This is a genomic window from Paenibacillus sp. DMB20 (assembly GCF_000987955.1).
GTDB lineage: Bacteria > Bacillota > Bacilli > Paenibacillales > Paenibacillaceae > Paenibacillus_AQ.
In genome coordinates this window covers 160417-187297 of the sequence record NZ_LAZU01000053.1, presented here as the reverse complement: position 1 = coordinate 187297, position 26881 = coordinate 160417, and the positions used below count along the sequence as shown (strand labels likewise).

At 52.1% G+C, this 26881-nt stretch carries 18 protein-coding genes and 3 pseudogenes; 2 read left to right on the top strand and 19 right to left on the bottom strand.

What is annotated here, in order from left to right; genetic code table 11:
- Positions 1-6: 6 nt before the first annotated feature.
- The 12 genes from XI25_RS28805 to XI25_RS28750 all read right to left on the bottom strand — a co-directional run bounded on the left by XI25_RS28805 (position 7) and on the right by XI25_RS28750 (position 14146).
- Positions 7-852 (bottom strand): glycosyltransferase family 2 protein, encoded by an 846-nt coding sequence (locus XI25_RS28805; RefSeq protein WP_160308963.1) that lies wholly within the window; start codon positions 850-852, stop codon positions 7-9.
- Positions 800-2155, bottom strand: a complete 1356-nt coding sequence (locus XI25_RS33545) for a hypothetical protein (RefSeq protein ID WP_046681269.1) — start codon at positions 2153-2155, stop codon at positions 800-802. The genes XI25_RS28805 and XI25_RS33545 overlap by 53 nt, the downstream gene beginning before the upstream one ends.
- A 23-nt stretch (positions 2156-2178) precedes the next feature.
- The gene (locus XI25_RS28795; protein ID WP_046681268.1) at positions 2179-3381 is read right to left on the bottom strand and encodes a hypothetical protein; all 1203 of its coding nucleotides are present in this window, start codon (positions 3379-3381) and stop codon (positions 2179-2181) included.
- Positions 3371-4489, bottom strand: a complete 1119-nt coding sequence (locus XI25_RS28790; protein WP_046681267.1) for a GNAT family N-acetyltransferase — start codon at positions 4487-4489, stop codon at positions 3371-3373. The genes XI25_RS28795 and XI25_RS28790 overlap by 11 nt, the downstream gene beginning before the upstream one ends.
- The gene (locus tag XI25_RS28785) at positions 4486-5970 is read right to left on the bottom strand and encodes a lipopolysaccharide biosynthesis protein (protein WP_082112529.1); all 1485 of its coding nucleotides are present in this window, start codon (positions 5968-5970) and stop codon (positions 4486-4488) included. The genes XI25_RS28790 and XI25_RS28785 overlap by 4 nt, the downstream gene beginning before the upstream one ends.
- Positions 5960-7078, bottom strand: a complete 1119-nt coding sequence (locus XI25_RS28780; protein ID WP_046681266.1) for a glycosyltransferase family 4 protein — start codon at positions 7076-7078, stop codon at positions 5960-5962. Before XI25_RS28780 ends, XI25_RS28785 begins: the two co-directional genes overlap by 11 nt.
- Positions 7075-8418 carry a hypothetical protein gene (locus tag XI25_RS28775; protein WP_046681265.1) on the bottom strand — a complete coding sequence of 448 codons (1344 nt, stop codon included), beginning with the start codon at positions 8416-8418 and terminating at the stop codon, positions 7075-7077. Before XI25_RS28775 ends, XI25_RS28780 begins: the two co-directional genes overlap by 4 nt.
- Positions 8419-10431, bottom strand: coding sequence for an alginate lyase family protein (locus XI25_RS28770; RefSeq protein WP_046681264.1), 2013 nt, complete (start codon positions 10429-10431; stop codon positions 8419-8421).
- 36 nt (positions 10432-10467) lie between these two features.
- Positions 10468-11709: a UDP-N-acetyl-D-mannosamine dehydrogenase gene (wecC, locus tag XI25_RS28765; RefSeq protein ID WP_046681263.1), complete on the bottom strand. Its 1242-nt coding sequence runs from the start codon at positions 11707-11709 to the stop codon at positions 10468-10470.
- Between the two features lie 234 nt (positions 11710-11943).
- Positions 11944-12633 (bottom strand): CpsD/CapB family tyrosine-protein kinase, encoded by a 690-nt coding sequence (locus XI25_RS28760; protein WP_046681262.1) that lies wholly within the window; start codon positions 12631-12633, stop codon positions 11944-11946.
- Positions 12614-13363 (bottom strand): YveK family protein, encoded by a 750-nt coding sequence (locus XI25_RS28755; RefSeq protein WP_046681261.1) that lies wholly within the window; start codon positions 13361-13363, stop codon positions 12614-12616. Before XI25_RS28755 ends, XI25_RS28760 begins: the two co-directional genes overlap by 20 nt.
- A gap of 168 nt (positions 13364-13531) precedes the next feature.
- Positions 13532-14146 carry a tyrosine-protein phosphatase gene (locus XI25_RS28750; protein WP_052759788.1) on the bottom strand — a complete coding sequence of 205 codons (615 nt, stop codon included), beginning with the start codon at positions 14144-14146 and terminating at the stop codon, positions 13532-13534.
- 206 nt (positions 14147-14352) lie between these two features.
- Here XI25_RS28750 and XI25_RS28745 point away from each other — a divergent pair.
- Positions 14353-14541 (top strand): annotated as a pseudogene (locus tag XI25_RS28745) (helix-turn-helix domain-containing protein); the annotation flags it as partial.
- A gap of 112 nt (positions 14542-14653) precedes the next feature.
- Here the strand turns inward: XI25_RS28745 and XI25_RS28740 are convergent.
- The 4 genes and pseudogenes from XI25_RS28740 to XI25_RS28725 all read right to left on the bottom strand — a co-directional run bounded on the left by XI25_RS28740 (position 14654) and on the right by XI25_RS28725 (position 18023).
- A pseudogene (locus tag XI25_RS28740) lies at positions 14654-15270 on the bottom strand (LCP family glycopolymer transferase).
- A gap of 336 nt (positions 15271-15606) precedes the next feature.
- A complete protein-coding gene (locus XI25_RS28735; protein ID WP_046681259.1) occupies positions 15607-16302 on the bottom strand; it encodes a sugar transferase in 696 nt (231 codons plus the stop codon).
- 11 nt (positions 16303-16313) lie between these two features.
- Entirely contained in the window at positions 16314-17207 is an 894-nt protein-coding gene (galU, locus tag XI25_RS28730) for a UTP--glucose-1-phosphate uridylyltransferase GalU (protein WP_046681258.1), read from the bottom strand.
- A 387-nt stretch (positions 17208-17594) separates the two neighbouring features.
- Positions 17595-18023, bottom strand: coding sequence for a hypothetical protein (locus tag XI25_RS28725; protein WP_046681257.1), 429 nt, complete (start codon positions 18021-18023; stop codon positions 17595-17597).
- Positions 18024-18249: 226 nt separating this feature from the next.
- On the opposite strand from XI25_RS28725, the gene XI25_RS28720 reads away from it, so the two are divergent.
- Complete coding sequence (locus XI25_RS28720; RefSeq protein WP_046681256.1) at positions 18250-18618, top strand: helix-turn-helix domain-containing protein; 369 nt, start codon at positions 18250-18252, stop codon at positions 18616-18618.
- 102 nt (positions 18619-18720) lie between these two features.
- Here the strand turns inward: XI25_RS28720 and XI25_RS33850 are convergent, their stop codons facing one another.
- From XI25_RS33850 to XI25_RS28710, 3 genes and pseudogenes are all read right to left on the bottom strand, one after another.
- The gene (locus tag XI25_RS33850) at positions 18721-18867 is read right to left on the bottom strand and encodes a hypothetical protein (protein WP_200901495.1); all 147 of its coding nucleotides are present in this window, start codon (positions 18865-18867) and stop codon (positions 18721-18723) included.
- A 680-nt stretch (positions 18868-19547) separates the two neighbouring features.
- Positions 19548-24145: pseudogene (gene gltB / locus XI25_RS28715) on the bottom strand (glutamate synthase large subunit).
- Positions 24146-24477: 332 nt separating this feature from the next.
- Positions 24478-26745 carry a YhgE/Pip family protein gene (locus tag XI25_RS28710; RefSeq protein ID WP_046681255.1) on the bottom strand — a complete coding sequence of 756 codons (2268 nt, stop codon included), beginning with the start codon at positions 26743-26745 and terminating at the stop codon, positions 24478-24480.
- Positions 26746-26881: the final 136 nt, after the last annotated feature.

The window sequence follows — 26881 nt, the reverse complement described above, 5'->3', positions numbered from 1 at the left end:
CGATTTTCAAGGCTGTCCCTCCTGTACGATCTTTCTGTACTTCCTGCTCTTATACATACGGACGTAATGCTTCAGAACGCTGTAAATCAATAAGCCGCGATACAGCCAAAATCCGATTTTCACCCGCTGTCCGGCGTTTTGACGATACAATATCCGCGCATTATCCAGCTCATGGATAAGTAGTTTATTCAAGTCCCGGGTCAGGCCGCCCTGACCATACAGAAATTTATGAAGTTTCGCCAGCGGCCTTGATATTCGGACCCCCCGATGATTCCGGACAATTTGCAGATAAAACAATAAATCCTCGCCGTAATGCTTGCCTTCCAGGTAATGCAACCGCTCCCTTTCAATCACGTCGCGCCGGACGATCACCGTCGGCATGCTGAAGAAAACCTTAAACAGCATCGATTTAAAGTCCGCTTCCACAATCTCGTCCCGGCTGCCGTACTTCGTAACCTCGTTCGAGTTGATATAGTAGTCCGTTCCGGATATGGCGACGTCGGGATGTTCCTCCATGTACCTCACTTGAACGGCCAGTTTATCCGGCTCCCACGTATCGTCCGAATCCAGGAAAGCAATATATTTACCGGAGGATAACCGCATGCCCGCATTCCTCGCTTTGGACGGCCCGCCGTTGGCCTGGTCCACATGGCGAAAGATGAATCCCTGATGATCCTGAATAAACCGGTGCACCACGTCCCTGCTTCGGTCCGTGGATCCATCGTTGACCAGAATGATTTCGACAAGCTGCTCAAAGGATTGGCCGCAGACGGAATCCAATGCCCGCTCAATCGTCAGCTCACTGTTGTAGTAAGGAATGACCACGCTCACCATAAATGCCTGACTTCCCATCGTTCCACCTCTTGCGCCGACCCTCGGGATCGGACGCCTTTTCATGTTTTCCGAGATTCCTGAAAATGAAAAACGTAAAACAAAGCTGCGCCAAAGCATCGCTGCCCAAGTTCGCCAATCCGTTGTTCGAATTTGCCAAAGCGCTCAAAACGATAAATAGAACGAGTTCATAATAGCTTTTATTCCGAATTAACACGTAAACCGGATAGATCAGGATGAGAAAATAAATAATGGCCGTGCCGGCAATGCCATAATCGTAAGCCAGCATGATCAGTGGATATTCAAAATTAAAAATGTTTCCGTTCAGGCTTTTCGCCACTTCTCTTGAATATCCGGCCCCCCCGCCCAATAGCAGGCCGGGCCGGTCGGCCCGGCTGTTCGCGAGCGTCTGCAGCAATTCGTTCCTGCCGCTCGTGATGTCGCCGCTCTGAATCCCGCCCAAAAAGCGCTGCTTTATATTTTCCTCAAACAGTGGAGTGTTAAATAACACGACGATAATTGCGATGATTCCGGCAAAATAAAACACCCTGTTTCTCTTCATGCCGCTGCAAAAAATCACGAGAAACAGGCCCAGAACCAGCCCCGTTTTGCTTCCGCTAAGCAGCAGACCCAGCATCGTCATAAAGGTTACCGCCATTTTTTTGAGAAGAAAGCGGTCATGCTTGGCATAAATGTGGTTGAGGATAAAAAACACCAGAAAATAATGGGCGTTAGCCAGCGGATGCCCCACGAATGAGTAGTACCGGTAGATCCCGAGAGCGCGTTCCACCCGGATCAAGTCCCCCAGCTCAAGACCGTTATATATCGTGTTAGCCATAAGCAGCTGGATGGAACCGCCCGTCAGGAAATCCGCAACGCCGACGCCCAGCAGCAGAAAGATCAACGCATTAAACAGAAGAATCACGATGCGCAGAGCCTGCATCAGCTCCGGCTTGGGCACCTTCACGCCGATAAGGAAAAGGGGTAGGGTAACGCTGATGACCGTCTGCAGGATTACAGCCAGGGTGTAATTCGTAAATAAATAACTGTATGTATACAAAATGACGGAGAAGGCAAAAACGACATATAAAATTCCGTAATTCACCGAGTTCCGGACTGCCGCCCTTATCAGAAACACGGTTCCGGCCAACAGGAAGGGAAAATTGTAGTAGCTGAATTGGTCATTGATTAAAATGCTGCGCGCGGTATCCGTCAAAAAGAATATAAAAACCGCAACCAGGAGGATAAGCCTTACGTTTCCATTCCCCGTCCCCGTCATGTTCCCCAGTTTCCGATGTTCCCCGTACGAAAGGTTACCGTTCATGGACTGCTCTCCTTCCCCCTGATTCAGCAGCGGATTATCGTATACTTGCCTCTCATTAAAGGCAGATTGGCCACCCGCTCCTTCACTCCGACAGACATCCGATTCGGCAGCAAAACCTGTAAACGGCCCCGTTCCCTAAACTTCAGGCTGATGATTCGTTTGGCATCGTGCGCCGTATGTTTCAACGTAAAAGTATCATGGTCCTCGAAATGCATTTCGACATGATCGCGAAGATTCACGTAATCGGCTAACTCCGATCCGGTGCAATACCAGACGTTTTTGTCCTTCAGGTAATGAAATATCCCCAGGAGGCTTTCCAGGTCATCCCATATATTAGGGGTCTGCCGCTTGCCGTCGTCCCGGGAGGGTGCCATATGCTCCTGTACGCTGATGACCAAGCGGTGCTTTAATAAATAGTCGATCTGGCGCAGCTTCCAGCGGGCGAGCGGTTTTCCGAGCAGTCTTTTGATCGCTCCTTTAACCGACGGATCGTTTTTGTATATCCCCTTCAAGAGCTCGCCGTTAACCGTGGAGGGAATATCCAGAACCTCGCGCCTGCCAAACCTTTTCACATCGAAATTGGTCCGCGGATTGCGGTCCTGCCCGATGCCGACGTCCTTCGCCCCTTCCGGGACCCCTCGGTTCCAGTATCTGCACCACCACGCAAACCCGGTCTCGTCAATGCTCTCATCCGAATAATCGTTGCTGATATAGCCGCAGTATTTGCCGCCCCGCGGACGATCGCCGATCGTCTCCCGGTAGATTTCGATCCCTCTTTCAATCGTGCCTACCGCCTCTTCCACGCAGCCGAAACCTGCCCATTCCTGTACGAATTCGGCTGCACGCGCTCCGGGCGTCCCGTGGGTGGTTCCGTGATACGCAAGCTCGAATTTCGGATGCTGATGGATCGAGCGAAAAAAACGTTTGCTCTCTTCATCGCTGTTGATCGGCTTTGACGTTTGCGGGAACAGCGAATCCGTCAGCATGCCGGCACGGATGCCGACGGGAACGAAAAAGGTGACTTTCAATTCCGGAAATTGCTTTAAGATCTTCTCGTTTAAAAATGCAAAGGAGGAATTCTCTTCATTTCGGAAATAACCCCAGTCCTCGCCCGGATCCAACGTTCCGTTATGATTCGCATCCACCCAGGTGTTGGCTAGGTCGTCAATCATGAACAACACCGGGGAGTCCGCGCCGCCATACCATTTGCAGATTTCAGCGTGCATAAAGTTCTCCCCTGACCGCCCTCAGCAACCCCTTCATTTTTTGAAAAAACCGGTACGTTTTGATCCTTCTGCTGGACATATTCCACTTCGTGAACGAATAGCTGGCGGTAAATTGACTCGTCCATTTGAATTTCCAGGGATAGCTGCCCGCGCCGAAATCGATTTTCGAGCCCAGAGGGCGGTCATACAGGTATTGAATCATTTCGATCATGATGATGTCGGACAGGCTGTGGATATGGGCGTATTTCGGGGAATAACCTGTATTCCATCCATGGATGTTATCCTTGTAAACATAGCAGGTCCTGTAAATAATGATTTCGCCCTCTTCGTTTTCCAATAGAAAGGTAACGATCCTCTCGTTTCCGTCGAATAATCTTTTCAGGAATTCCTCATTCTGCTTGTCATCAAACAGGCTTTTCCGCTCCGATCTGTTTTTTTGCGATTGCAAATAGTCCCTCTCCAGCTGGTGAATGTGCGAAATCCGATCATAGATGGCCTCATCCTCGTCGCCGAAAACCACCCTGAAGCGGTAAGGTACCTCTTTCCGGAATTTCTCCACGCATTTGCGCGCCCTGGGGTAGAGGCCAAGCTTGGCAAACTGCTCATAGGTCGGATATCGGCTTAAATCGAGCTGGGGGCAGGAGGTTAGGTAGCTTACGCCCGGATTGTACTTGTCGTGCCGCAGCAGATAATATAGAAGACTCGTATCGGAAGCCAAATGCGTCAACTCCACTTTATCCCACTCCGCCTTATGCTCCTCTATCGCCGCAAACAGCGCTTTAATCGTCTTCAGCTCATGCTGCCCGCTTTTATCCAACAAAAACGTCAAATAGTCCCCTCTGCCCATAAAACAAAGCGTATCCAGCTTCGTTATTTTCTTGTCGGCACGCTTGATCATCAGCGGCGCGATGCCTGTCAGCCGGTTGTCCTGATAGCAGCAAACGATAAACAGCTTATGGTTTGCGTTCTTGCCGAACGTAAGCCACCAGGAATAATTAAAATGAAACGTGCTGTAATAGGTCACATCGCCATCCTGCCGCTCCAATCTCTCCCAATCGTCCTTGATGCCGAGAAATCCTTCGATATCCGTAACAATCTTTGTATTCATGACTCCGAATGAACTCCTTTAACCGCTAATTTTTCCGCACCGCGCAGACGGGGACGCGTCAGAACGCCGGTGATCTCTTCCAGTGAAATCAATTTGAAAACCAGACTCAGGAAAACAAACAGGCCGCATAAAACGGCGTTGAGCAGCAGCTCGACAATGACAGAATCCGTGAGGCCCGTAACCCAAAAATAAAGTCCGTAAATGGGACCGAAAACGATCAGGTATTTATACGGGTACAAGAGCCCCAGTCCGAGCGGGTAGTGCTTGGAACCGAAATAGTAAAACGCGCCGTTCGCCAAGGCATAGGCCAGCACCGTTGAAACGGCCGATCCGTAGATTCCGAACCGCGGGATCAGAAGCAGGTTGGCGGCCACGTTAAAGCAGGCCACCGCGATCGTAATCATCGAATTTAGCCGCACCTTGTTCGCGATATGGAGTCCCAAAGAATAAAATGCGATGGCTCCCGATAAAAAATAGGATAGCGTGATCACCGGAACGAGGTACGCCGCTTCGCCGTATTCCTTGGTTGCAATCAGGCTTACGGCGATTTTCCCGAACAGGGCGAGCCCGGCAACGCAGAACCAGCCGATGAAATTGTACAGCCTGAACATCCGGCGGATCCGTTCCGCTCCGTCTGCCTCCTTATACACCTTGAACTTAAAAGGCGTGAACACCGACGTAAACGGGTTGATAAAGACCGGCTGTATCAACATGCCGATTTTGTATCCGATGGAGTAGACCGCCAGCGAGGAGAGGCTCATAAATCCTTTGATCAGGAAACGGTCGCTTAGCGTGAGAATCCACCCCGATAATTCCCCAAGCAGCAAGCCTGTTCCGTACTGAAGCATCTTCCGTAACGGCTCTCCCTTCAGCATCGGTTTGTAATTCCTTAAATCCAGGATAAACAGGCACAGGAAAACGGTAAGATGGCCGCACATTTGCGCCAGCAGGATGCCGACGATTCCCATATCCAGGATCAGGAAAAAACAAATCGCATACAGCAGAATGAGAATGACCGCGGAGAGTTGGACAGCGGCGGATTTCAGCGCTTTAAAACCCATCGAATAATAACTGGAGTAGATGGTGTTCAGGCACACGAGAACGGAGCTGATCACGATAAGGGGAATAAACAGATGCCCCTCCGGAACCTGATCGAACAGCACCGCCGAGAGCCAGGGATTGATCATACAGGCAAGCCCGATGCATAATGCCCCCCAAAGCAGAGAAAACGTCATCGCGGTGTTCTTCAGGGCGTTCTTGTCCTCCAATTCATTGAAAAACCGGATCATGCCGGAATAGACCCCCAGCGTGATCGCGATAGCCAGCAGCTGCTGCACGCTAAGAATCAAATCGTACTGCCCGTACTGCTCCTGCGATAAATTTCGGGTATACAGCGGAATCAAGATCAGGTTGATCGCCTGGGTCAGTACGGACGCGCATAAATAAACCATGCCGTTCGAGAGCATTTTTTTATTTTCCATTCGGACCGGAGACCAGCTTGCTTTTCAGGGTTTTCTTGGCGCCAAGCCGTTCGTAAACGGCCAGCAGGCCGGATATATAATCAGGAACCGGCAGCGAAAGAGCCTGTCGTTTATAGGACGGATAATTCTCCATGACATCCCGTACCTTGCGCAGCATGTCTTCCGAATTTTCCGTTCGAAAAAGTATCGTCCCCTCCGGCCGGCGGCACACGTCGCTTGCAATCGCAGGAGTTCCGCAGGCCAGGGCTTCGGCGATGGAAACCCCGTAACCGTCCGCAAGCGTGGGGCGCATAAACAAATCGCTTTTTTTCAGCAGGGGGTGAAGCTCCGTATCGTGCACCTCGTAAAACAGGAAGCGGTCCTCCAGCCCATAAGCCTTAATCCGTTTCCGGAGGTCAAGATAATACTGGCGCTCCCTTGCGCTTTGCTCCCTGGCTCCCAGAAGAGCGAACAGCACCCGTGCCTTGAGCCCCCGTGCATTTAATTCCTTCAACAGCTGTACAAGCAGATCCGCACCATACAGGTCACGCCCCTGAAAGAAACGGATATAACCGTTGGCCGTTATCGCAAACTCCGCCTTTTCCAGGAAATCCGCAACGTGTGCCGGAATGCCGGAATCAGCCCCTTCCGTCTCCACAGGCCGGATATACGCCGGCATTGTAGCGACTCTGTTCCGTTTGAATCCCATCGCCAACAGCTTCTCGGTATCCGCCTCGTTCACGCACAAGATCTGATCGATGGCACGCAAGCTTCTCAGGAGCACAAACCGAACGACCCGGTTAGAGCTCTCGATCTGATCGATCAGGCTCCCGCCATGAACGGTAAGCACGATTTTTTTCCCGAACAGCTTATAAAACCCCAGCACCATCCGGAATTTCTTGCGGATCGAATGAACATGAAAAAGATCCCCTTTGATCAAAGGGAATCTTAGCAGGAACCTTCTGTAGCTGCCGAGAGGGTAGACACCCGCCGCGGAATGGCTTCCATTGGATTCATCGTATACGTCGCAGTCCAGGCCGTTTTGCCTCAAATGTTCGGCAGCCCGCTTCACATGAACCGATATGCCCCCGAGCGGCGGGGGATAAGGACCGACCATCACAATTTTCATACCGGAACACCCGCCTGGTCTATAAGCACCTCTACGCTCTTGAATTTTCCCGAAGGTCCTCTTGGGATATGATCCACCACCGAGATCGTGAATATCATCGCATCCGTAAAAATCGAACGAAGTCTCTGCAGTACCGGCTTGAGTTCCTCCATAACCTCCGACTGGCCTTGAACCGTCTCCACCAGAATTTCAATTTCGTTCAGCCGGTGCTGAATCAGTTTGCAGGCCGTTACCGACTTCGTTCCCCGGACCGCGATTGCCACCAAAGCGGACGAAACCATGTCCCCGTTCGGTTTATACATGATTTCCCCAACCCGGCCGTCGATCGACTTGATTGCCGGAAACAGATAACGGCTGCTTGGCTCCGGGTTCTCGGTCGAAGCGATATCATTCAGCTCATACCGGATGAAGGGGGTGACATCATTGATAAATGAGGTCCCGATAACGGCATTCGTCTCCTGCCTGAATTCGACATACCCGTATAAAGGATTAAAATGATACCCGCTCTCGCCGTCATTCCAGCTTGCCGTAACCACCCTCTCGGACTGGCCGTAATGGGCATTTAACAAGGCATCCGGAAAAGCCTTGCGGATCGTGTTCAGCTGATAATCGAATACGTTTTCTGAAGCCAGCAACACCGCCTTGGGCTTATACGCGTGAACAAGACCGTTATCCAGGACGAGCTTGGAAGCCAGGCTGACGGAGGAGGGATAGCCGTGAATGAATTCGTACCCCGTCTCTTCGATCCGTTCCAATATCGAATGAATGTTGTTAGGGGTCAGCTTGGAGACATTCACCCGAAAAACTCGGTGATAGGGATCGATCTTGTATTCCTCTCCGCCAGGAAAAAGCCCCCGGAGCTCCACTCTGCCGTCGCCCGGACGATATCCGGCGCTAGACCATAGGAAGCAGGTTGACGCCCACTCGCGCTGCTCCAACGCTCGGTTGGAATATACCGTGAGCGACGTGCCTGTGGAGCCGCTTGTCGATCCGACGAACAAACGCTTGGACGCGTATTTGGCGGCTACGATGTCCATCCCGGCTTCCTTGACCATCGCCCGGCTGATGACAGGGATACGCCGGATATCGGACAAATCCTTCAGCTGATTGGGATGGAAACCATGGTCATCGTACAGCCGGCGGTAAAACTTGGTTTCTCCATAGGCGTAGCTCACCATGTTTGCGAAAGAGGCAAACTGGGCCTCCCGGATCTGCTCCCGCGTCATCGTTTTCATCCGCTCGAACGTGTTCAACCATTTATAAAATTCCCTTCCGACATTGATATACCGGTAAGGGAAACGGGACAAAATCTGTTTGGTTATCCCTTTGACAAGGCTCATTTAAAACCCCTCTTTCCCATGAATGGACCACTCTATAACGGTACGCAGCTTCGAATTCCTTCCCCTCACCCGGAGAAGCCGGCTCTCCTCCCGTTCCCCGTAACGCCTGGATACCCAGCATGGTTGACATTCGGCATCCTCGGCATTCGTAAAGGTTACTTCAACGATGATGCCTTGACGGTGCAGGACAAACCGATCGATAAGCTTTTTCGCTTTGACGCCGGGGGCAAGAATGAAGGAAGCAGCGTAGCCCTGCACCGTTTGAAGCGGATCTTCCGTACGTTCCAGCTTATCGATGATTTCCAGCCGATGCCCGGTTAAAGTCATTTCCCGCCTGTGAACCACCCCGCATTTCTTCAAGTATCCTTGATGGCTTCCGGCGAAAAAGTTGTCGCGGAATCCGTCGCACCTCGCAAAGGTTTGCTCCTTCATCTCGAAAAGATTCCTCGCTTCGAAATCATTCTGCTCCTTGCCGTCCACTTCCAGCGTATTGTGCATGAGGGTGCTTCGAAAAAGATTGCGCATGCGGTAATCGCCGGTGTAAACATACGAACCGGGATCAACGATGATATCGAGGCCGCCGATCTGCAGTTCAAAGCTCAACTGGTCGTTATGGCTGTGAGCCCCGTGCCCGTGGAAGGACAGGTCTCCGCAGCGGACAAGACAGTAAGCCGGTCCTTGACGCAGCACATAGTAGCCGCCGTCCGGATAAGCCGTTGACCGCAGCCGGTCCTCGCCTCCCGGAGATTCCGTAACCGTGAACGTTCCGGCAATCCATAACGCGTCTTCCTGAAAATCCCGGCCGGCATGGCGAAAGTCGTCCCGGTCAAACAGCTCGCCTGCGACAGCAAGCAGATGACGGAAATCATGTCTTACCCATGATCCGTAATCCGCCGGTATCAGCAACCGGCCGTCATCCGCATCTCCAATAAGGGGAGAACATCCATCCGGTTTCACGATATCAAGAAGAAACCGGCACATTTTTTCCAGCCGGTTCATATAGTCCGGGGAAAACCCGATCCCGTTGCGGGAACACAAAGCCGTCGTCACCAAGAAACACTCGGTAACAAGCCGGTGGTAAGAGGTGGAAGCTTCATAATTCGTTCCGTCCTCGTTCACCTGAACGAACATTTCCCGCTCGAACTCTTCCAGTCCGAAGCCCAGCCATCTTTCCGGAGCGTGGCGTCCTCGGCGATCAGAGACGGCTTTGGAATCGCGGAAGTAAATCCCGAGCGCGATAAGACCGGACAAATTGCACAGATAGTGGTTTCCGGTATGTTCGCCCTCATTCTCCAGATTGTTCATAATAAACTGACCGTGCTGATAGAGCGAGGCGTGGAATCGGGCCCAGAAGTCCCCCTCCAGAAAGGGACTGTCCCGAAAAAACCATGCGCCCGATATCCAATTCACGGCGCGGATGGCGACGTCCATCGTGCACGTCCAATTGACGGACATCTCAACCGGATTCCGCGCCAGCCAATCCTCCAGCTGATCGCGGAATTCCCTTGCGTACTTCTCCTCGCCCGTCAGCCAATAAGCTTTCCCAAGAGTGAAAGCATGCTGAAAACGCGAAAGCTCCCAAGGAACCTTCACGTCCGCCGGATGATCCAGATCGATAATTTTCATCTGCTTATAAAATGAGTTCTTCCAGCGGTATTTCACTTTGAAATCCTCGTTCCAGGGCAGGCTTTCCCCCAGCCCGATATCTCCGGAGCCCAACAAATTGAAGTTGTGGGAGCAGATCCGGTCCGCATCCCCAATAATGCCTGTGTCCCGCCCAAGCTCAACAAGATGATCTTTATAGCGCCGGCGGTCCTGTGGATGAAACAAAAAACGGCTGCCGCTGTTAAATCCGGTAAAACGGGCCGTGTCCAATGGGATCGGCGCCGCCTGAATCCGATATTTCCTTATCGTGCAATCCAGAGCCCTAACCGCCCTTCTCCAGGCCTTCCTCACGGCCAGATCCAGCGGCATGTTTTTCAGCTTCCGCATTTTATAAATGAATGATGACATGACGACTCACACTCCAAGGGGTGATCCACGGGATTTTCAGTTAAAGAAGCCGCGTGTATCAATGACGATTTTCTCTTTCAGCAGGTTGCGGTCAATATCCTGAAATACATCATGGTTTACGAGCAGCAGCACGATGTCGGATTGACGGATGGCTTCCTCTGTCGTCATTAAAGCCACATGCTCCAGTTGAAGGGATTCCGGCAGGACTTGGATGTGCGGTTCGGCAATGTTGACTCTTCCTACCTGCAATCTCGATAAATGCTCGACGATTTCAACGGATGGGCTTTCCCGAAGATCGTCTATATTGGCCTTAAACGACAGCCCCAGGCAGGCAATGATCGGTTCTTTAAACCGCCCCGCTCTCTCCGCCACCCGGTCGACCACATATCCGGGCTTGAAATCGTTCACGATTCTGGCCGTATGTATCAGCTTCGACTGCTCCGGGGCCGCATCCACCAGGAACCAGGGATCAACGGCAATGCAGTGTCCCCCCACGCCGGGGCCCGGCTGCAAAATTTGAACCCTCGGATGATGGTTTGCCAGCCGGATGAGCTCCCATACGTTGATGTTCAAATGGTCGCAAATGAAGGAAAGCTCGTTCGCAAAAGCGATATTCACATCCCGGAAAGAATTCTCCGTCAGCTTGGCCATTTCCGCTGTTCTCGCATTCGTTTCAAGCAGTTTGCCGCTTACGAACCGATTGTAGAATGCTGCGGCTTGCTTCGTGGACTGGCTGTCAATTCCGCCGATAATCCTGTCGTTCTCGACCAGCTCCCGCAAGATTTGACCGGGCATGACCCGCTCCGGGCAATGGGCTACGTAAACCCGGCTGCATGCCGTATGCAGTGATTCCGAGATGCTTAGATCGTCCCTTGCTTCCACGATCCACTCGGCTATCTTTTCCGTCGTGCCGACCGGGCTGGTCGATTCCAGAACGACGAGATTGCCGGGCTGCAAGTAAGGAACGATCGACATCGCCGCTTGCTTAACATAGGAGAGATCCGGCTTGTGATCCTGCCGAAATGGAGTCGGCACCGCCAAAATAAACACATCCGCCTCTTCCGGCTCGCCGGAAACCTGAAGCTGCCCGCTCTGTACGGCAGCTTTCACCATGATGTCCAGATCGGGCTCATAAATATGAACCTCGCCTCGGTTAATCATCTCCACCGCGCGCTCGTTCACATCGACGCCGTGTACCTGAAATCCCTTAACGGCAAGTAAACTGGCCGTTGGAAGTCCAATATATCCAAGGCCCACAACACACACCTTTTTTGCCATGTTCGTCCCAACTTTCCATTAATCTAAAAGCATCAGTTATACCGTTCAGCCGTTCAACATAACTCATGCTTCTATCGCCGCAAAACAAGTAGAAAAAGGGCATTCAACCCCGCCTCACGCCACACTCCCGACGATAAACGTCTAAGGTGCTTTCGCACCCACAGCATGGCCGAGTGCCTACCGTGATATAGGTTCAGTAGACATGACCTCAAAACGCTCTCTTTTGCCCGTTAATCAGCTCCGTAAACCGTAGTAGTTGTAGTGCCGGGCTTCCGCTTTATTTATTTTTTTGTTGTTGAGCACAACGCCTATAATTTGCGCCTGTACGTGACCCAGTCTTTCTTTTGATTTCAAAATATGTTCGCGCTTTACTTTCCCGGATTGGATCACGAGTATGACGCCGTCGCTCATCGACGAAACAATGAGTCCGTCAGCCACCGCCATGACCGGTGACGTATCGATCAGGATAATATCGTAGCTTCCCTTCCATATTTCGAGATACTCTCGAAGCTTTCCGGAAGAAAGAAGCTCCGTCGGGTTTGGAGGAATCGGCCCCGCCGTAATCAGGGACAGGTGGTCGATCTCCGTCTTTCGAACCACCTCGGCGTGCGAGCATTGGTTCGCCAAAAGGTTCGACAGTCCCGTTTTATTGGAACTCTGGAAAATATCCTGCAGCGACGGGTTCCTCAGGTCGGCATCGATCAGCAGCACGCGCTTTCCTTCATGGGCGTAAGCGACCGCCAGGTTGCTGATGGTCGTCGTTTTGCCTTCGCCGGCCTGGGTCGATGTAACGGCCAGAACATGGCGCCTTCCGTTCCATTCCGAAAATTGGATATTGGTCCGGATATTCCGGTAGCCTTCCGAAATGCGGGATCTCCGGTTGGTCTGCATGATCAGCTTGGGTTTATTGGCTGAGCGGAGCATAGGATTCACCTGCCTGTTTTTTGGTCGGAGCCTTGGAACGAAGCCGCAAATCTTTCTTTTTCATTTTTCCGACTGTCCCCAGAAGGGCCAGATCAAGATATTTTTCGATGTCCTTTTCCGTTTTGACCGTATCGTCAAAATATTCCAGAGCCAGAACCAGGCCGATGCCGATCATCAAGGAAACCACCGCTGCCAGTATGATATTGAGGGCCGTTTTTGGACTTACCGGTTCGGCATCCGTTTGAGGCTGGGCGACATCCAGGATCGTAATATTGTCGACCTTCATAATCTCCGGGATTTCCTGCTGGAATACCTTTGAAATGGCATTGACTATGCGCCTGGCCTGTTCATAGGAGGCGTCCCGCATTTTCAGGACTATGATTTGCGAATTTTGGGTCGTTACCACTTCGATGCGGTCCCTGAGCTCCTCCGAGGTTACGTTTAATTCGGGGCTGCCGCTTACCACTTTATCCATGATGGAGGCGGAGCTTAATATGACTTTATAGGAGTTGATCAGCATGATATTGGAGTTGATTTGGTTAATGTCTAGAGAAGGCCCTCCATCGTTATCCTGGTTGGATTTATTGACGATCAATGTTGCGGACGCCTCATAGACGGGAGTCATCACATATTGGCTGTAGTACCATGCACCAAGCGAACAGAGCAGCACTCCTAACGCTATCGACCATAACCGTTTTCGGATGATTGACATCCATGCCATGAATTCCATCGGTTCCCCCCCAGAGTTCGTTCTAGTTTCCTTCTGCACTTGTTTTGGTCAGCATGGACGAATGCCGTGCAGCGATATCCCTTCCGCCGATCAGGTCCTCTGCGTTTTTCCGTAATTCATCAAGGTAAGCCGTTCCGCAATGATGTTTGATGACGCTGCAGCCCTCGTTCAGGAAAAATTTCCGGCGAAACGGATCATGGGCATCGGTACCGAGAAGATGAGCCCAGCTTCCCGGCATAATCGCAAAGCCGTTTCTTGCACTTTAGCTCCGAAAAAACCTGCCAGGGATGGAGTTGTTACTTGAAGCAGCGCTCCCTTCTGCAGCCATGCGGTCACATGCCGGGGCTGGCTCATAACGGAAGCGTTCCGCTCGGGATGGGCAATCACGACCCTTAACCGCTGGCTTTCCATGTAATTCAGCATTTCCGGCAAAAAATCCGGAATCCCCCGGGAGGGAAGTTCAATCAGAACGTACCGGGAACCGGCCAAGGTTTGAAGAACCCCCCGCTTATGCTCCTTGCGGTAAAACTCCGTCAACCGGTATTCCTGTCCCGGAAGGACCGTTAGAGGAATTCCCTTTCTTTTAAGGACATGGTTGAACGACTTCACCCGGCGGAGGATATGGGCGGACTTGTTTCGGTACCTTCCAGCCCGATGATGCGGCGTCGCTATCACCGTTTCAATCCCTTCCTCAACGGCCGACAGAGCCAGCTTCAAAGCGCCTTCTTCGGTTTTGGGCCCGTCATCCGTACCGGGAAGAATGTGACAATGCGTATCAATCATAATCAATCTCCTATGGATGTGATCACAGCCTGCCGAATCCTAAAAACACTTGATACAATAACGATCCAGCAAGACCGAACAGCTGATTTTAATTTTTTTCGATACATTTTGTATTGACGATATCGTTAATTTACGATACATTTTGTATCATGTCAAGCGATAAAATGTGTGGCTGTTTCTAAATTCTTGGAGAGGTGGAAAAAGCGTTGTATGGTCATCGCATTGCCAAACTAAGGGAGGAAAAGGGTCTAACCCAGGAAGAATTGGCGGCAGCAATCGGGATCAGCCGGGCTTCATTGTCACATTACGAATCGGACCGCAGAAAACCCAATTTAATAACCCTGACACGCCTCGCGGATCTGTTTCAAGTATCCGTCGATTACATCATCGGGAGAAACCACACGTAATCGCCATGAACCCGATATCCAAGGATAAGGCTCACGGTGAATTAAGAAAGCGCAATCAACGGCATTAACCCCCTTCCATCCGGCAAGGGGGTTAAATGCGTTAATTCATATAGGTGCTCAAACGGTTACGGATTTGCTCCTTCTCGTCTTCCCCCACCATGTAATACCATACGCCGTTTATTTTCCTTCCATAACCTCTGATTTCTTCCTGCTCGATTCCTTCGAGCTTGGTCCGGTATTCCGACATGAATATCTTCATTTCGTCAAACGTAATATCCGTTTTAACGCTGCTGCCCACCTCATCCAAAATGGACTGAAGCTTAAAGACCGTCGATATATTCAGGGCGTTGTCGATAAGCTCCTTCAAAATGGCCCGCTGCCGTTCATTCCGGCCCAAATCCCCCCTGGGGTCTTCATACCGCATGCGGGAATAGGCAAGCGCCTCCTCGCCGGTTAAATGCAGCTCTCCTTTCGGAAAATGATGGCCCTCGTAATCAAAAGCCAGCCCGTTCTGAACCTTAACCCCGCCCAAAGAATTGATAATTCGGGAGAATCCCTCCATGTTCACTTTGATGTAATGGTCCACCGGGATTTGCAAAAATTCCTCGACCGAACGTATGGACATATCCACTCCGCCGAAGCGTATGCATGGTTGATTTTATCCACCGTGCCGTGGCCCACAATATTCGTTCTGGTATCCCGGGGAATATTGAACATCAAAATCGATTTTTTAGCCGGATTCACCGCCAAAAAGATCATCACATCCGAACGTCCCCGGTCATTCTGGCGCTCATCCACGCCCAGAACCAGCACGGTAAAGGGATCCTGGCGCTCTTCGCTGATGATTTTCGTCCTCTTGGCCTCCGGCTCCGCGCTGACACGTACCGGCCCTGAGGGCAGCGGCTTCCTTGCTTCATAGATCTGTTCGGCCACCGTCTTGACGGACTGATACATATAAAAGACATATAAACCGGCCGCGGTTAAGCAGAATGCAAGCAACCACAGTGCGATTTTCTTTTTGATTTTCATCCGATTTCTCCTTCTGCAGCGTCCTCAAAAGGCATCCTTGCTTCCCATCATCACCTTTACCGTCTTAAACAAAATACATATATCGAGAAGCAGGGACTGCTTCCGGATATACTGGAGATCCAGCTCCACCATATCCCGAAAACCGACATTATTGCGGCCGCTGACCTGCCACAATCCCGTGCACCCCGGGGTAACGGACAGACGCTGCAGATCATAAAGCGAATATTGCGCAACCTCTTCGGGCAGCGGAGGCCGGGGACCGACCAGGCTCATGTCCCCTTTCATCACATTCCAGAGCTGGGGCAGCTCATCCAAGCTGCATTTTCTTAAAAAACGGCCGATTTTCGTTACTCTGGGGTCGTTTTTCATTTTAAACATGGCACCCGAAACCTCGTTAAGATGCAGGATGTCTTCCTTTAACGACTCGGCATGGGGCACCATCGACCGAAACTTATACATTTTGAATACCCTACCCCGCTCCCCAACCCGCAGCTGGGAAAAAAACACCGCGCCGTGCGGATTCTCCCATTTAATCAGCACGTAGATCACAGTAAACAGCGGAATAAACAGAATCAATAGGCATATGGACACGCTCAGGTCCAGTAGTCTTTTTCCCCGGGGATGTTTTCTATCCAGGGTCGGAAAAACAAACGGGGAAGCCGAGACTTCTCCCGGCTCTCTGTCGGCCATTGGGACGGTTTCCATCAACTTCACTGCCATAACCGCTCTCCTTACTGCATTAACCGCTTGTTCTCTTGTATCAGCTGTTCCAGACTGTATAAGAGCGGTATGCGCATTTCCTCTTTCGTTAATGCAAACTCAACGGAAGTCATGATGTAACCAAGCTTTTCCCCGACATCATATCGCGTTCCATCAAATAGGCAGGCATAGACCTTTTCCGTCTCCGTCAATCGCTGGATTGCATCCGTCAGTTGGATTTCTCCGCCGATTCCGGCCATCGCAGTTTCAAGATAGTCGAATATGGCGGGCGTAAGTATGTATCTGCCCATAATAGCGAGCATAGAAGGCGCCTTCTCCACGGGAGGTTTCTCGACTAGGCCGCGCACCCTTATCAAGCCGTTGTCAGGGACGTTCGAATAAGGATCCACAATGCCGTAACGGCTGACTTCTTCAGCCGGAATGTCTTTAACCCCGATGACGGAACTCCGGGTCAAGCCATATTGGTCCATAAGCTGGCGTATACAGGGTTTATCCGACCGGATAATGTCGTCTCCGAGCAAAACGGCGAACGGCTCCTCCCCGATGAACTTGCGGGCGCACCAAACGGCATGACCGAGGCCCTTGGGCTCTTTCTGCCGGATATAATGAATGTCCGCCATCTGAGAGGGCCGCTGTACTTCATAAAGAAGATCCATTTTGTTGCGCTGTTGGAGGTTGAGTTCTAGTTTAAAGGCATGATCGAAATGATCCTCAATCGCTCTTTTTTCCTTCCCGGTAACGATAATAATATCCTCGATCCCGGAGGCGACCGCCTCTTCCACGATATATTGAATCGTTGGCTTATCTACGATGGGCAGCATTTCTTTAGGCATCGCTTTCGTTGCCGGGAGGAAACGGGTTCCTAACCCTGCCGCGGGAATAATAGCCTTCCTGATCTTTGACATAACATTCTTCTCCTCCTTATTCATCCCGCTTCATGGCTTGTCACAGCATTCATTATGGAATACATGATACAATTCGTGACGACCAAAGTCTGAGATCTGCCATAAAACCAACGATAAATGATACATTTTGTATCACAATATGCAGACATATTCCCTAGCGCAGCAATGTGCCTAATAGAAAAACGCCTATCGACGTACTTTTTCATAAGACAGACCGCGTTTAGCGAAAGTTTTCTTGCGAGATAAGGATGGCAGACCTCTGTAGTTTATTCTTTCTTATCTCTTAAAATAGTCCGGCGCCATCCCAACTGCGGAGGCGCCAGCATTTAAGGTAAAAGAACTAATGACCGGGCAACGTAAATATAGTAAAATGTTTTTAACCTAAGCTTATTGAACGATTGGCGGCCTTGGTGCTCTTGCTTCAGCATATTCGGTTCCAGTCCGGGTTTGGTACATAGCAAACGCCCGGTCAGGGACATGGAGCATGCGGTTCAGCATCCCCGTAATCCGCAGCTGATCCCGGTCCGTTCCCCGTAGCAGAACCGTGTAGAGTATCCGGCTTCCCCACGCCTGTTTCGATAGTAAACGGCCTGCCACCGTTATGCGGTCGCAGGAATCGTCCAGTTCGTAGCTCAGCTTCACCCGGGAGCTTTCAGGAATGTCCCATGAGCATAGAAAAACAAGCCTATGGGGACTGAGTTCAATCGGATCCACATGATGCCTTCTGCCCTGAATCAACACGGGCCCGATGGCCGTGAGGCGGATCCGGACGCTTAGCATGTGCCGATCTTTGCCGAAAGACTTTTTTCTTAACATCTGAATATCATTGAACTCCTTCTTATCGTTAAATTTTCCTGGTATGGATTTCCTAGTGACGGATAGAATGATACTAAAAACGAACTAATAGATACAATGTGTATCCTCAACACCTTTGATTTTACGATACGAAATGTATCGATGTCAATATGTAATCCATTCGGATTGGCATCTGCCATATAAATACCTCTATAGAGCCTGTTAAGCAATCGGAGGAGGACCATGAATGAACTACGGAAACCGGATAGCAGAATTGCGTGAACAGCGGGGCTGGACCCAAGAAGAACTGGCTACTTCCGTCGGTATTACTCGCGCAGCCTTATCGCATTATGAAAAGAACCGGCGCAAACCGGATTTTGAAACCTTAACCCGTCTTGCCGACCGTTTCAACGTATCCATCGACTATCTCATCGGCCGAACGAAGCATGAAAAAATGAATATGGATTCCGATGCCCGTGAATTTGCAGACAGCTTGGAGCTGTCGGACGAAGATCTGCTGGAACGCTTTAATCTAATGATAGACGGGCGAAAACTCACGGAAGATGAGGCAAAACGTTTCATTGCGTTCGTGCGCATGGAGAGAATGATGAAATGACGGATATCTTATTCATTCTTTAATCTTCAAAAAAATCCCCGGCTGCACTGCATAAAACAGCAACGGAGATTTTTTCTGTTTCATGGTTGAACGAACCCCTAACTAACATTCCTTCTCTTTGATAAACTCCAGCCATTTATCGGGATGGATTCCCATTTGGATCATGAGCCTGCAGATGTCCAGGTCTTTCTTTTCGAGGGCAAGCTGCGGCTCATCCAGCCGTGATCCGGTCTCTTTCTCCATCTTCATTCTTTGAAAACCTCGCTTATCTTCTACTTTAGCTCTCCATCCCTGGTAGTTCCCTTGTTGTACGAAAAATTCTATCGATGTGCATCAACGAAGACAGACCGCTTTTAAGATGATTTTCCTGCGATTAAAGAATGGTCCAGCTCTGCTGAAAACTTATTCTTTAATCATAAAAAGCCTTACTTACTTTTCAATATTATAGCTGACCGGGGCTTTTGATGCTGTCGTCTCATGGAACCATTGTCCTATGGATCTGCTTCTATTTTTGTCGAATGCAGGGCTGGTTTTGCCTAGATACACAGATCGCAGGCTGAAAAAGTCCTCCTCCTTCTCTTCGGGAATGGATGCGCTTCTAGCGGAAACTATAAGCCTGACATAAACATACAATTGTAGCCTTCTTTTATTTTGAATAAGAAAAACGTTTATCGACGTATTCTCAAAGATGACAGACCGCTTTTATCTGTTGTTTTTCTTGCGATATCAGGAAGCGTCTTTCTCTGAAGTTTTACTTTCTGAAATCTAAAGAAAAACGTTTATCGACGTATTCTCAAAGATGACGGACCGCTTTTAACTGTTGTTTTTCTTGCGATATCTAAAGAAAAACCGTGCCTCATTCTATATAGAACGCGACACGGTTTGAATTTATGCCTATGAGGCATAAACAAATCTAATTCATTTTTTTACTAGTTGCCTCCGGTCCGGGCCAGTTCGCGCATGTTGGCTTCAAACGCGGCCAGCAGCGCGGCTTCCCCGGTCAGTCCCTGCTCTTGGACCTTGGCAATCTGCTGCATCATCCGTTTGTAATCCTTCGGAATGACGCGGACGAACCGCTGAAGCGATTGTTCCCAATTCGCCAGTATATTTTGGGCCAAGCTGCTGTCCGTATAAATCGAGTGGCGCTGAATCATGCCGAATACCTCGGCGGCTTCACCCGGATCCTCCACCCGTTCCAGCAGCACCATTTCCAGGTTGCAGCGGTTGATGAGCGTACCCTCCGGATCGTATACATAGGCGATGCCGCCCGACATTCCGGCCGCAAAGTTCCGTCCGGTCCCCCCGAGAACGACAACGCGCCCTCCGGTCATATACTCGCAGCCATGGTCGCCTACGCCTTCAACGACGATATTCGCACCGGAGTTCCGCACGGCAAATCGTTCGCCCGCGATGCCCCTTACGTACGCTTCCCCGCTGGTAGCCCCGTAAAAGGCCGTGTTGCCGGCGATAATGTTCTCCTCGGCGACAAAGGTCGCTTTTGGCGAAGGCTTCACGATAATCTTGCCGCCGGACAATCCTTTGCCGACATAGTCGTTGCAGTCGCCTTCCACGGCCAGCGTCATCCCCTTCGGCACAAACGCGCCGAAGCTTTGCCCGGCTGAGCCTTCGAAGGTGAACTGAATGCTGTCCTCAGGCAGGCCGGATGCGCCGTATTTGCGGGTCAACTCGCTGCCCACGATCGTTCCGACCGCACGGTCCACATTCGTGATCGGGAAGCGGCCTTGAACGGAAATGCCGGATTCCAGTGCCGGCGCCACCGCTTCAAGCAGATGGCGTTTGTCCAGCGTTTCCTCCAAGCCGTGGTTCTGGCGCTTGGAACGGTATCTTGTGCTGCCCTCGGGCAGTTCGGGGGAATACAGCAGAGCCGAGATATCAATCCCTTTTTTCTTCCAGTGGCCATCCGCCGTTACCGTATCCAGGCAATCGGTGCGGCCTACCATTTCCTCAACGGTCCGGAAACCGAGCTTTGCCATTTGCTCGCGCATGTCCTCGGCGATGAACCGCATGAAATTCACCACATGGGCAGGGTCTCCCGTAAAGTTTTTGCGAAGCTCCGGATTTTGGGTAGCGACCCCGACCGGGCAGGTATCCATCTGGCATACCCGCATCATGATGCAGCCGATCGCGACGAGCGGAGCCGTCGAGAAGCCGTATTCCTCGGCGCCGAGCAGAGCGGCAACGATCAGGTCGCGGCCGTTCAGCATCTTCCCGTCGGTTTCAAGCACCACGCGGTCGCGCAGACGGTTCAGCATGAGCGTCTGGTGCGTCTCGGCAAGGCCCAGCTCCCACGGCATGCCCGCATGGCGGATCGAGCCCTGCGGCGAGGCGCCGGTTCCGCCGTCGTAGCCGCTCACGAGAATGATGTCGGCACGGCCCTTGGCCACGCCTGCCGCAATCGTGCCTACGCCGACCTCGGAGACGAGCTTGACGTTAATGTCGGCGCGAGGATTGGCGTTTTTCAGGTCATAAATCAGCTCCGCCAAATCCTCAATCGAATAGATATCGTGATGAGGAGGCGGCGAGATCAGTCCGACGCCCGGCGTGGAACCCCGGACTTCGGCAACCCAAGGATACACCTTGCGTCCCGGAAGCTGTCCGCCTTCGCCCGGCTTCGCCCCTTGCGCCATCTTGATTTGAATCTCATCGGCGTTCACCAGGTAGTTCGACGTGACGCCGAACCGGCCGGATGCCACCTGCTTGATGGCGCTACGGCGGGAATCGCCGTTCGCATCCGGAATATACCGCGCCGGATCCTCCCCGCCTTCGCCCGTATTGCTCTTGCCGCCGATCCGGTTCATGCCGATCGCCAGACTCTCGTGCGCTTCCTTGCTGATCGAGCCGAACGACATGGCCCCCGTCTTGAAACGGCGCAGGATGGACTCGATCGGCTCCACCTCATCCAGCGGCACGGGCTCACCTGCAGGTTTGATCTTCAGCAGCGCACGCAGGGTCAAATGCTTTTCGCTCTCGCCCTGAACCAGCTCCGCATACTGTTTATACAGCTTGTAATCGTTCGTGCGGACGGCCTGCTGCAGCAAATGGATCGTTCTCGGGTTGAACAGGTGCTCTTCCCCACCGTTTCTCCACTGGTATTCGCCCGGGGAATCCAGCACTTTATCATTCCCGTCCTTCTCCGTAAACGCGCGCTCGTGGTGAGCCAGCGCCTCGGCTGCAACCTCCTCCAGCCCGATCCCGCCGATGCGGGATGGCGTCCACGTAAAGTACTGATCCACGAATTCCGTTTTCAGTCCGACGGCTTCAAAGATCTGCGCGCCGCGGTACGATTGGATCGTGGATATGCCCATTTTGGACAGTACCTTCACGACGCCCTTGCTTGCCGCTTTGATGAAGTTTTTAACGGCCTTCTCATGGGATATGCCGCGCAGCATGCCTTCCCGGATCATGTCGTCCAGCGTTTCGAACGCTAGGTAAGGGTTGACCGCGCTGGCTCCGTAACCGAGAAGAAGCGCGAAATGATGCACTTCGCGAGGCTCGCCCGACTCCAGCAAAATGCTGACCTTCGTCCGGGTGCCCTGACGGATCAAATGGTGATGAAGGGTCGATACCGCGAGCAGCGACGGAATCGCCGCATTCTCCCGGTCCACGCCCCGGTCGGACAAAATCAGGATATTGTGTCCTTTGGCGATGACGCGGTCGGCGGCTTCGCATAGCCCCGTCAGCGCCTGGCGCAGCCCTCCGCGCCGTCCGCCGCCGTAAAGAAAATCGGAATCGTCATCGATTTAAAGCCCGGGCGGTGCACATGGCGTATTTTGGCAAAGTCTTCATTGGACAGCACTGGCGTATCCAACCGAATATGGCGGCAGCTCTCCGGCTCGGGCTTCAACAGATTCCGCTCCGGTCCGATCGTCGTTGCCGTCGAGGTGATAAGCTCTTCCCGGATGGCATCGATCGGCGGATTCGTTACCTGGGCGAACATCTGCTTAAAGTAGTTGAACAGACGCTGCGGACGGTCGGACAAAACCGCGAGGGGAGCATCGTAGCCCATGGAAGCGATGGCTTCGGCACCCGTCAGGGCCATCGGCTCGATCACCTTGCGCAGCTCCTCGAACGTGTACCCGAAAGACTGCTGCAGCTGGCGCACATTTTCATGCTTCGGATTCGGCAATTCAGGGGCTTCCGGAAGATCCTCCAGATTCACGAGATGTTCATCCAGCCAGTCGCGGTACGGCAGCTCGGCGGCAATCCCCGCCTTCACCTCCTCGTCGGAGATGATCCGGCCTTCCTTCGTGTCCACAAGCAGCATGCGTCCTGGACGGAGGCGGTCTTTATAGAGTACGTTTTCCGCAGGAATATCAAGTACGCCCGCTTCGGAGGACAGGATAATCAGGTCGTCCTTCGTCACATAGTACCGAGACGGACGAAGACCGTTCCGGTCAAGCGTAGCGGCAATTTGCACGCCATCCGTAAACGCCATCGCCGCAGGTCCGTCCCAAGGCTCCATCAGCGTGCTGTGGTATTCGTAAAACGCCTTTTTCGTTTCGTCCATGCTTTCATGGTTGTTCCACGGCTCAGGCACCATCATCATGGCCACATGCGGCAGGGAACGTCCGCTCAAATACAAAAATTCAAACGTGTTATCGAACATTCCCGTATCCGAACCGTCCGGATTGATGACGGGCTTCACCTTCTCCAGGTCCGCCCCGAACAGTTCGTTCTCAAAAAGCGACTGGCGCGCATGCATCCAGTTGACGTTGCCGCGCAGCGTGTTGATCTCTCCGTTATGGATCATGAAACGGTAGGGATGCGCGCGTTCCCAGCTTGGGAAGGTGTTCGTGCTGAAACGGGAATGCACAAGCGCGATGGCGGACATCAGGCACGGATTCTGCAGATCCGGGTAAAACTGTCCGACCTGCACGGTGGTCAGCATGCCCTTGTACACGATTTTGCGGAAGGAGAGGCTCGATACATAGAAAGTTTCGCCTTCCGGCTCCCCGCTGTAGCGGATCGCGAGCTCGGCCCGTCTGCGGATCACATATAATTTCCGTTCAAAACCAAGGTCGTCCTGAATATCATCACCGCGTCCAATAAACACTTGACGGACAAAAGGCTTGGCGGCTTTGGCAGTTTTGCCCAACATTTCGTCATTCGTCGGCACGTCGCGGAAGCCGAGCAGAATCTGTCCTTCCTCGGCAATGATGGAAGCGAGCGTCCGCTCGTGGACGGCACGGATCTCGGGATCATGGGAAAGGAACAGCATGCCGGCTCCGTAACGTCCCGGCTCAGGCAGCATAAAACCGAGACGCTCGGCCTCAGCCGCAAAGAAAGCATGGGGAATCTGGATCATGATCCCGGCTCCGTCCCCGGAGTTGGGCTCGCTGCCCTGCCCTCCGCGGTGTTCCATATTGCCCAGCATGGTCAGGGACTGGCTGACGATATCATGCGAAGGTTTTCCTTTAATATGAGCGACAAACCCCATACCGCAGGCGTCTTTCTCAAACTGCGGATCGTAGAGTCCCTGTTTCCGGGGGAAATCGGTATGTTTCATAATATGCAACCTTTCTTTGTCACAGAGTAAATTCGGCGAAATAAGAACCGATTAAGAGCAGGCCGTCTGCCTTATCCTGTCTGTCCGGAATCCAAATTAATGCAATTTTGTGCAAGAATAATAAGAGCGGCTTCAAGCCGTTACACGTCGAGTTAGATTGGTGTAATCATTTTAGCATCCCGATAATATCGGTGCAATTCAAAGTTTTTATAAATACGATAAGAATTGTTTTTGTGAGATCAATCACTTGATCCATTGTGTTTCTTATGTATTTTAATGCAAAAAAAAGAACAAAAAAGACATTCCGAACGAATCGGAATGTCTTTGGTTTCTTATACGGCAGGAGCCGCCTCTTCGGTTTTGATTTTTTTCTTGTACAGGTTGGCCATGAAATAGATGCAGGTGATGACCATGAATGCGACACCGAAGGATATCAGCACCCAAGCATTGCTCCACATCTGGGTCATGTCCCCCGTCGATACGACCGCTTTGAATCCGGACACGCTGTACGTCATCGGCAGCAGCGGATTCAATACCTTCATCCAGTCCGGAATAAGTTCCAGCGGGAAGGTGCCGGCGCTTGTCGTCAGCTGAAGAATCAGGATGACGATCGCGATAAAGCGTCCAGGCAGATCCAGCCAGGTTACCAAGGCTTGGATCAGGAACATGTAAGACAAACTTGTGATGATCGCAAACAGATAGAACATCGGAACGTTTTGAACGTCAAGCTTCAATCCGTAAAGCATAAGCACTACAGCCAGCAGAGCCTGCAGGATGCCCACTCCGGCAAACGACAGCGTGCGGCTGAAAAAGCGGCTGAATCGGCTTGCATCCGGTACGGATGTGTCGTAGACCGGCATGACGATCGAGGTGATCAGCGCGCCGACAAACAATCCGAGGGACAGGAAGTAAGGAGAAAATCCCGTACCGTAGTTCGGCACTTCATTCACTTTATGCTCATCTACTTTGATCGGTTCCGCAAACATGCTGTAATTATCATCGGTAGCTTTGACGCCGCTGGTCTTGTCGGCAGCTTCATTCAGCTTGCCTGCCAGCTCGCCGGAGCCTTCCTTCAACGTATCCATGCCGTTGACCAGTTCTCCGGCACCTTCGTCCAGTTTCTTCGACCCGTCAGCCAGCGTGCTTACGCCGCTGCCGAGTTTGCCCGCACCGCTTGCAAGCTGCTGCGTACCTTTGTTTAAGGCCTTGGCCCCGCTCGCAAGCTCTTGGCTGCCTGAAGCGGCTTCGCCGAGCTTCGTGCCGAACAGCTTCATGCCATCAGCAAGCTTGCCTTGGCCTGCGTTCAGCTGCTTCGCTCCGGCAAGCAACTGCTGGCTGCCTGAGGTCAGCTGTTTGCCGCCTTGGGCGAGCTGCTCGGAACCCGCGCTAAGTTTGCCTGCGCCCGCGCTGAGCTCGGCAGTGCCCTGCTTCAGTTGGGAAGCACCCGCCGCGAGCTGCTTCTGACCCGCATTCAGCTCGCTGGTACCTGCAGCCACCGCTTGGCTTGCCGCCAGCAGCTTTTGAACTTCCGGCACGGCTGCCAGCTGAGGGTTGGCCTCGGTCAGATGTTTAAGACCTTCAGCCACCGCTTTGGATCCCTGTTCAAGCGACGCCGTTCCTTCAAGCGACTGCTTCAGTCCGGCTTCCAATCGGCCGGCTCCTTCCGCCGCTTGCTCTGCTCCGGCATGAAGTGCCGCAACGCCGTTACGGTTCGCCTCAAGCCCCTTCGACAATTCCTGGCTTCCGGAAGCTGCGGATTCGAGCCCCGCCTGCAGCTTCGCTCCCCCTTGACGGGCCTGTTCCGCCCCGTTCTGGAGCTGCTTATGTCCTGCCTGCAGCTGCGCAAGTCCCGACGACAGCTTGCCTGCGCCTTGGTTCAGCGCACCGGCGCCGTTGTTCAAGTCATTCACGCCTTTTGTCAAAGGCGCAATGCCCGAACGGAGCTCTTCCGTACCGCTAACCAGCTTGGAAAGGTTCTGCTTCAGTTTCAAGGCGCCTTCATCCAGCTTTTGAGCGCCTTCGGAAATTTGGGTTGCTCCGGATCCGGCATCTTGAAGACCGCCGGAAATTTTCTCAACCTGGTCAAACAACGTTTCGGTGTAAGCCTCGGTCACTTTGGCCGATACCTTGGATTGTATTTCCTTTACCGCCGTTCCGCCGATTTGGGCGGCCAGGAAGTTGTAGCCCTCATTCGGTTCGAATACGAGCTGTGCAGGCTTCGGCTGGTCATCCAACACCGTGGTTGCCTGCTTGGAGAAGTTATCGGGAATCGTGATCGTCATATAATACTTGTTGTTGCGCATTCCCTCTTCCGCTTCCTCGCGGTCTACGAACTGCCAATTAAAATCGCTGCCCTTTTTCAGTTCCGTAACAAGATCCTTACCCGCTTCCAGCGTTTTTCCTTCAAACTTCGCCCCCTGGTCGTTGTTGACCACGGCAACGGGAAGCTCATTCATCTTTCCGTACGGGTCCCAAAAGGCCCCCAGGAACATGCCGCTGTACATAACCGGGATGAACAGCACCGCAATCAGCGGGATCAGAAGCTTCGGATTCCGTACGGCCGACGCAAAGTCTTTAAAAAATACAGATAATGACTTCATCCACTCTCTCTCCTTTTTATCTAGAATACAGCAGCATTAATGCCAACATTCCATAGCGACCCGACAGGGCTCTTTGTGTATGCTCTTTTACTGCTTTTACGTTTTCCACTGTCCAAAAACCCATTGACCGTTTTGC

What these genes read in the sequence shown, in the direction of transcription:
- XI25_RS28795 (WP_046681268.1), bottom strand. Translation starts at nt 3,381, where the DNA reads ATGCACGCTGAAATCTGCAAATGGTATGGCGGCGCGGACTCCCCGGTG.
- XI25_RS28755 (WP_046681261.1), bottom strand. Translation starts at nt 13,363, where the DNA reads ATGGAATTCATGGCATGGATGTCAATCATCCGAAAACGGTTATGGTCG.
- XI25_RS33850 (WP_200901495.1), bottom strand. Translation starts at nt 18,867, where the DNA reads ATGAAGATGGAGAAAGAGACCGGATCACGGCTGGATGAGCCGCAGCTT.
- XI25_RS28770 (WP_046681264.1), bottom strand. Translation starts at nt 10,431, where the DNA reads ATGTCATCATTCATTTATAAAATGCGGAAGCTGAAAAACATGCCGCTG.
- XI25_RS28785 (WP_082112529.1), bottom strand. Translation starts at nt 5,970, where the DNA reads ATGGAAAATAAAAAAATGCTCTCGAACGGCATGGTTTATTTATGCGCG.
- XI25_RS28725 (WP_046681257.1), bottom strand. Translation starts at nt 18,023, where the DNA reads ATGTTAAGAAAAAAGTCTTTCGGCAAAGATCGGCACATGCTAAGCGTC.
- XI25_RS28775 (WP_046681265.1), bottom strand. Translation starts at nt 8,418, where the DNA reads ATGAGCCTTGTCAAAGGGATAACCAAACAGATTTTGTCCCGTTTCCCT.
- galU (WP_046681258.1), bottom strand. Translation starts at nt 17,207, where the DNA reads ATGTCAAAGATCAGGAAGGCTATTATTCCCGCGGCAGGGTTAGGAACC.
- XI25_RS33545 (WP_046681269.1), bottom strand. Translation starts at nt 2,155, where the DNA reads ATGAACGGTAACCTTTCGTACGGGGAACATCGGAAACTGGGGAACATG.
- XI25_RS28750 (WP_052759788.1), bottom strand. Translation starts at nt 14,146, where the DNA reads ATGATTGATACGCATTGTCACATTCTTCCCGGTACGGATGACGGGCCC.
- wecC (WP_046681263.1), bottom strand. Translation starts at nt 11,709, where the DNA reads ATGGCAAAAAAGGTGTGTGTTGTGGGCCTTGGATATATTGGACTTCCA.
- XI25_RS28710 (WP_046681255.1), bottom strand. Translation starts at nt 26,745, where the DNA reads ATGAAGTCATTATCTGTATTTTTTAAAGACTTTGCGTCGGCCGTACGG.
- XI25_RS28720 (WP_046681256.1), top strand. Translation starts at nt 18,250, where the DNA reads ATGAACTACGGAAACCGGATAGCAGAATTGCGTGAACAGCGGGGCTGG.
- XI25_RS28790 (WP_046681267.1), bottom strand. Translation starts at nt 4,489, where the DNA reads ATGAATACAAAGATTGTTACGGATATCGAAGGATTTCTCGGCATCAAG.
- XI25_RS28780 (WP_046681266.1), bottom strand. Translation starts at nt 7,078, where the DNA reads ATGAAAATTGTGATGGTCGGTCCTTATCCCCCGCCGCTCGGGGGCATA.
- XI25_RS28805 (WP_160308963.1), bottom strand. Translation starts at nt 852, where the DNA reads ATGGGAAGTCAGGCATTTATGGTGAGCGTGGTCATTCCTTACTACAAC.
- XI25_RS28760 (WP_046681262.1), bottom strand. Translation starts at nt 12,633, where the DNA reads ATGCTCCGCTCAGCCAATAAACCCAAGCTGATCATGCAGACCAACCGG.
- XI25_RS28735 (WP_046681259.1), bottom strand. Translation starts at nt 16,302, where the DNA reads ATGGCAGTGAAGTTGATGGAAACCGTCCCAATGGCCGACAGAGAGCCG.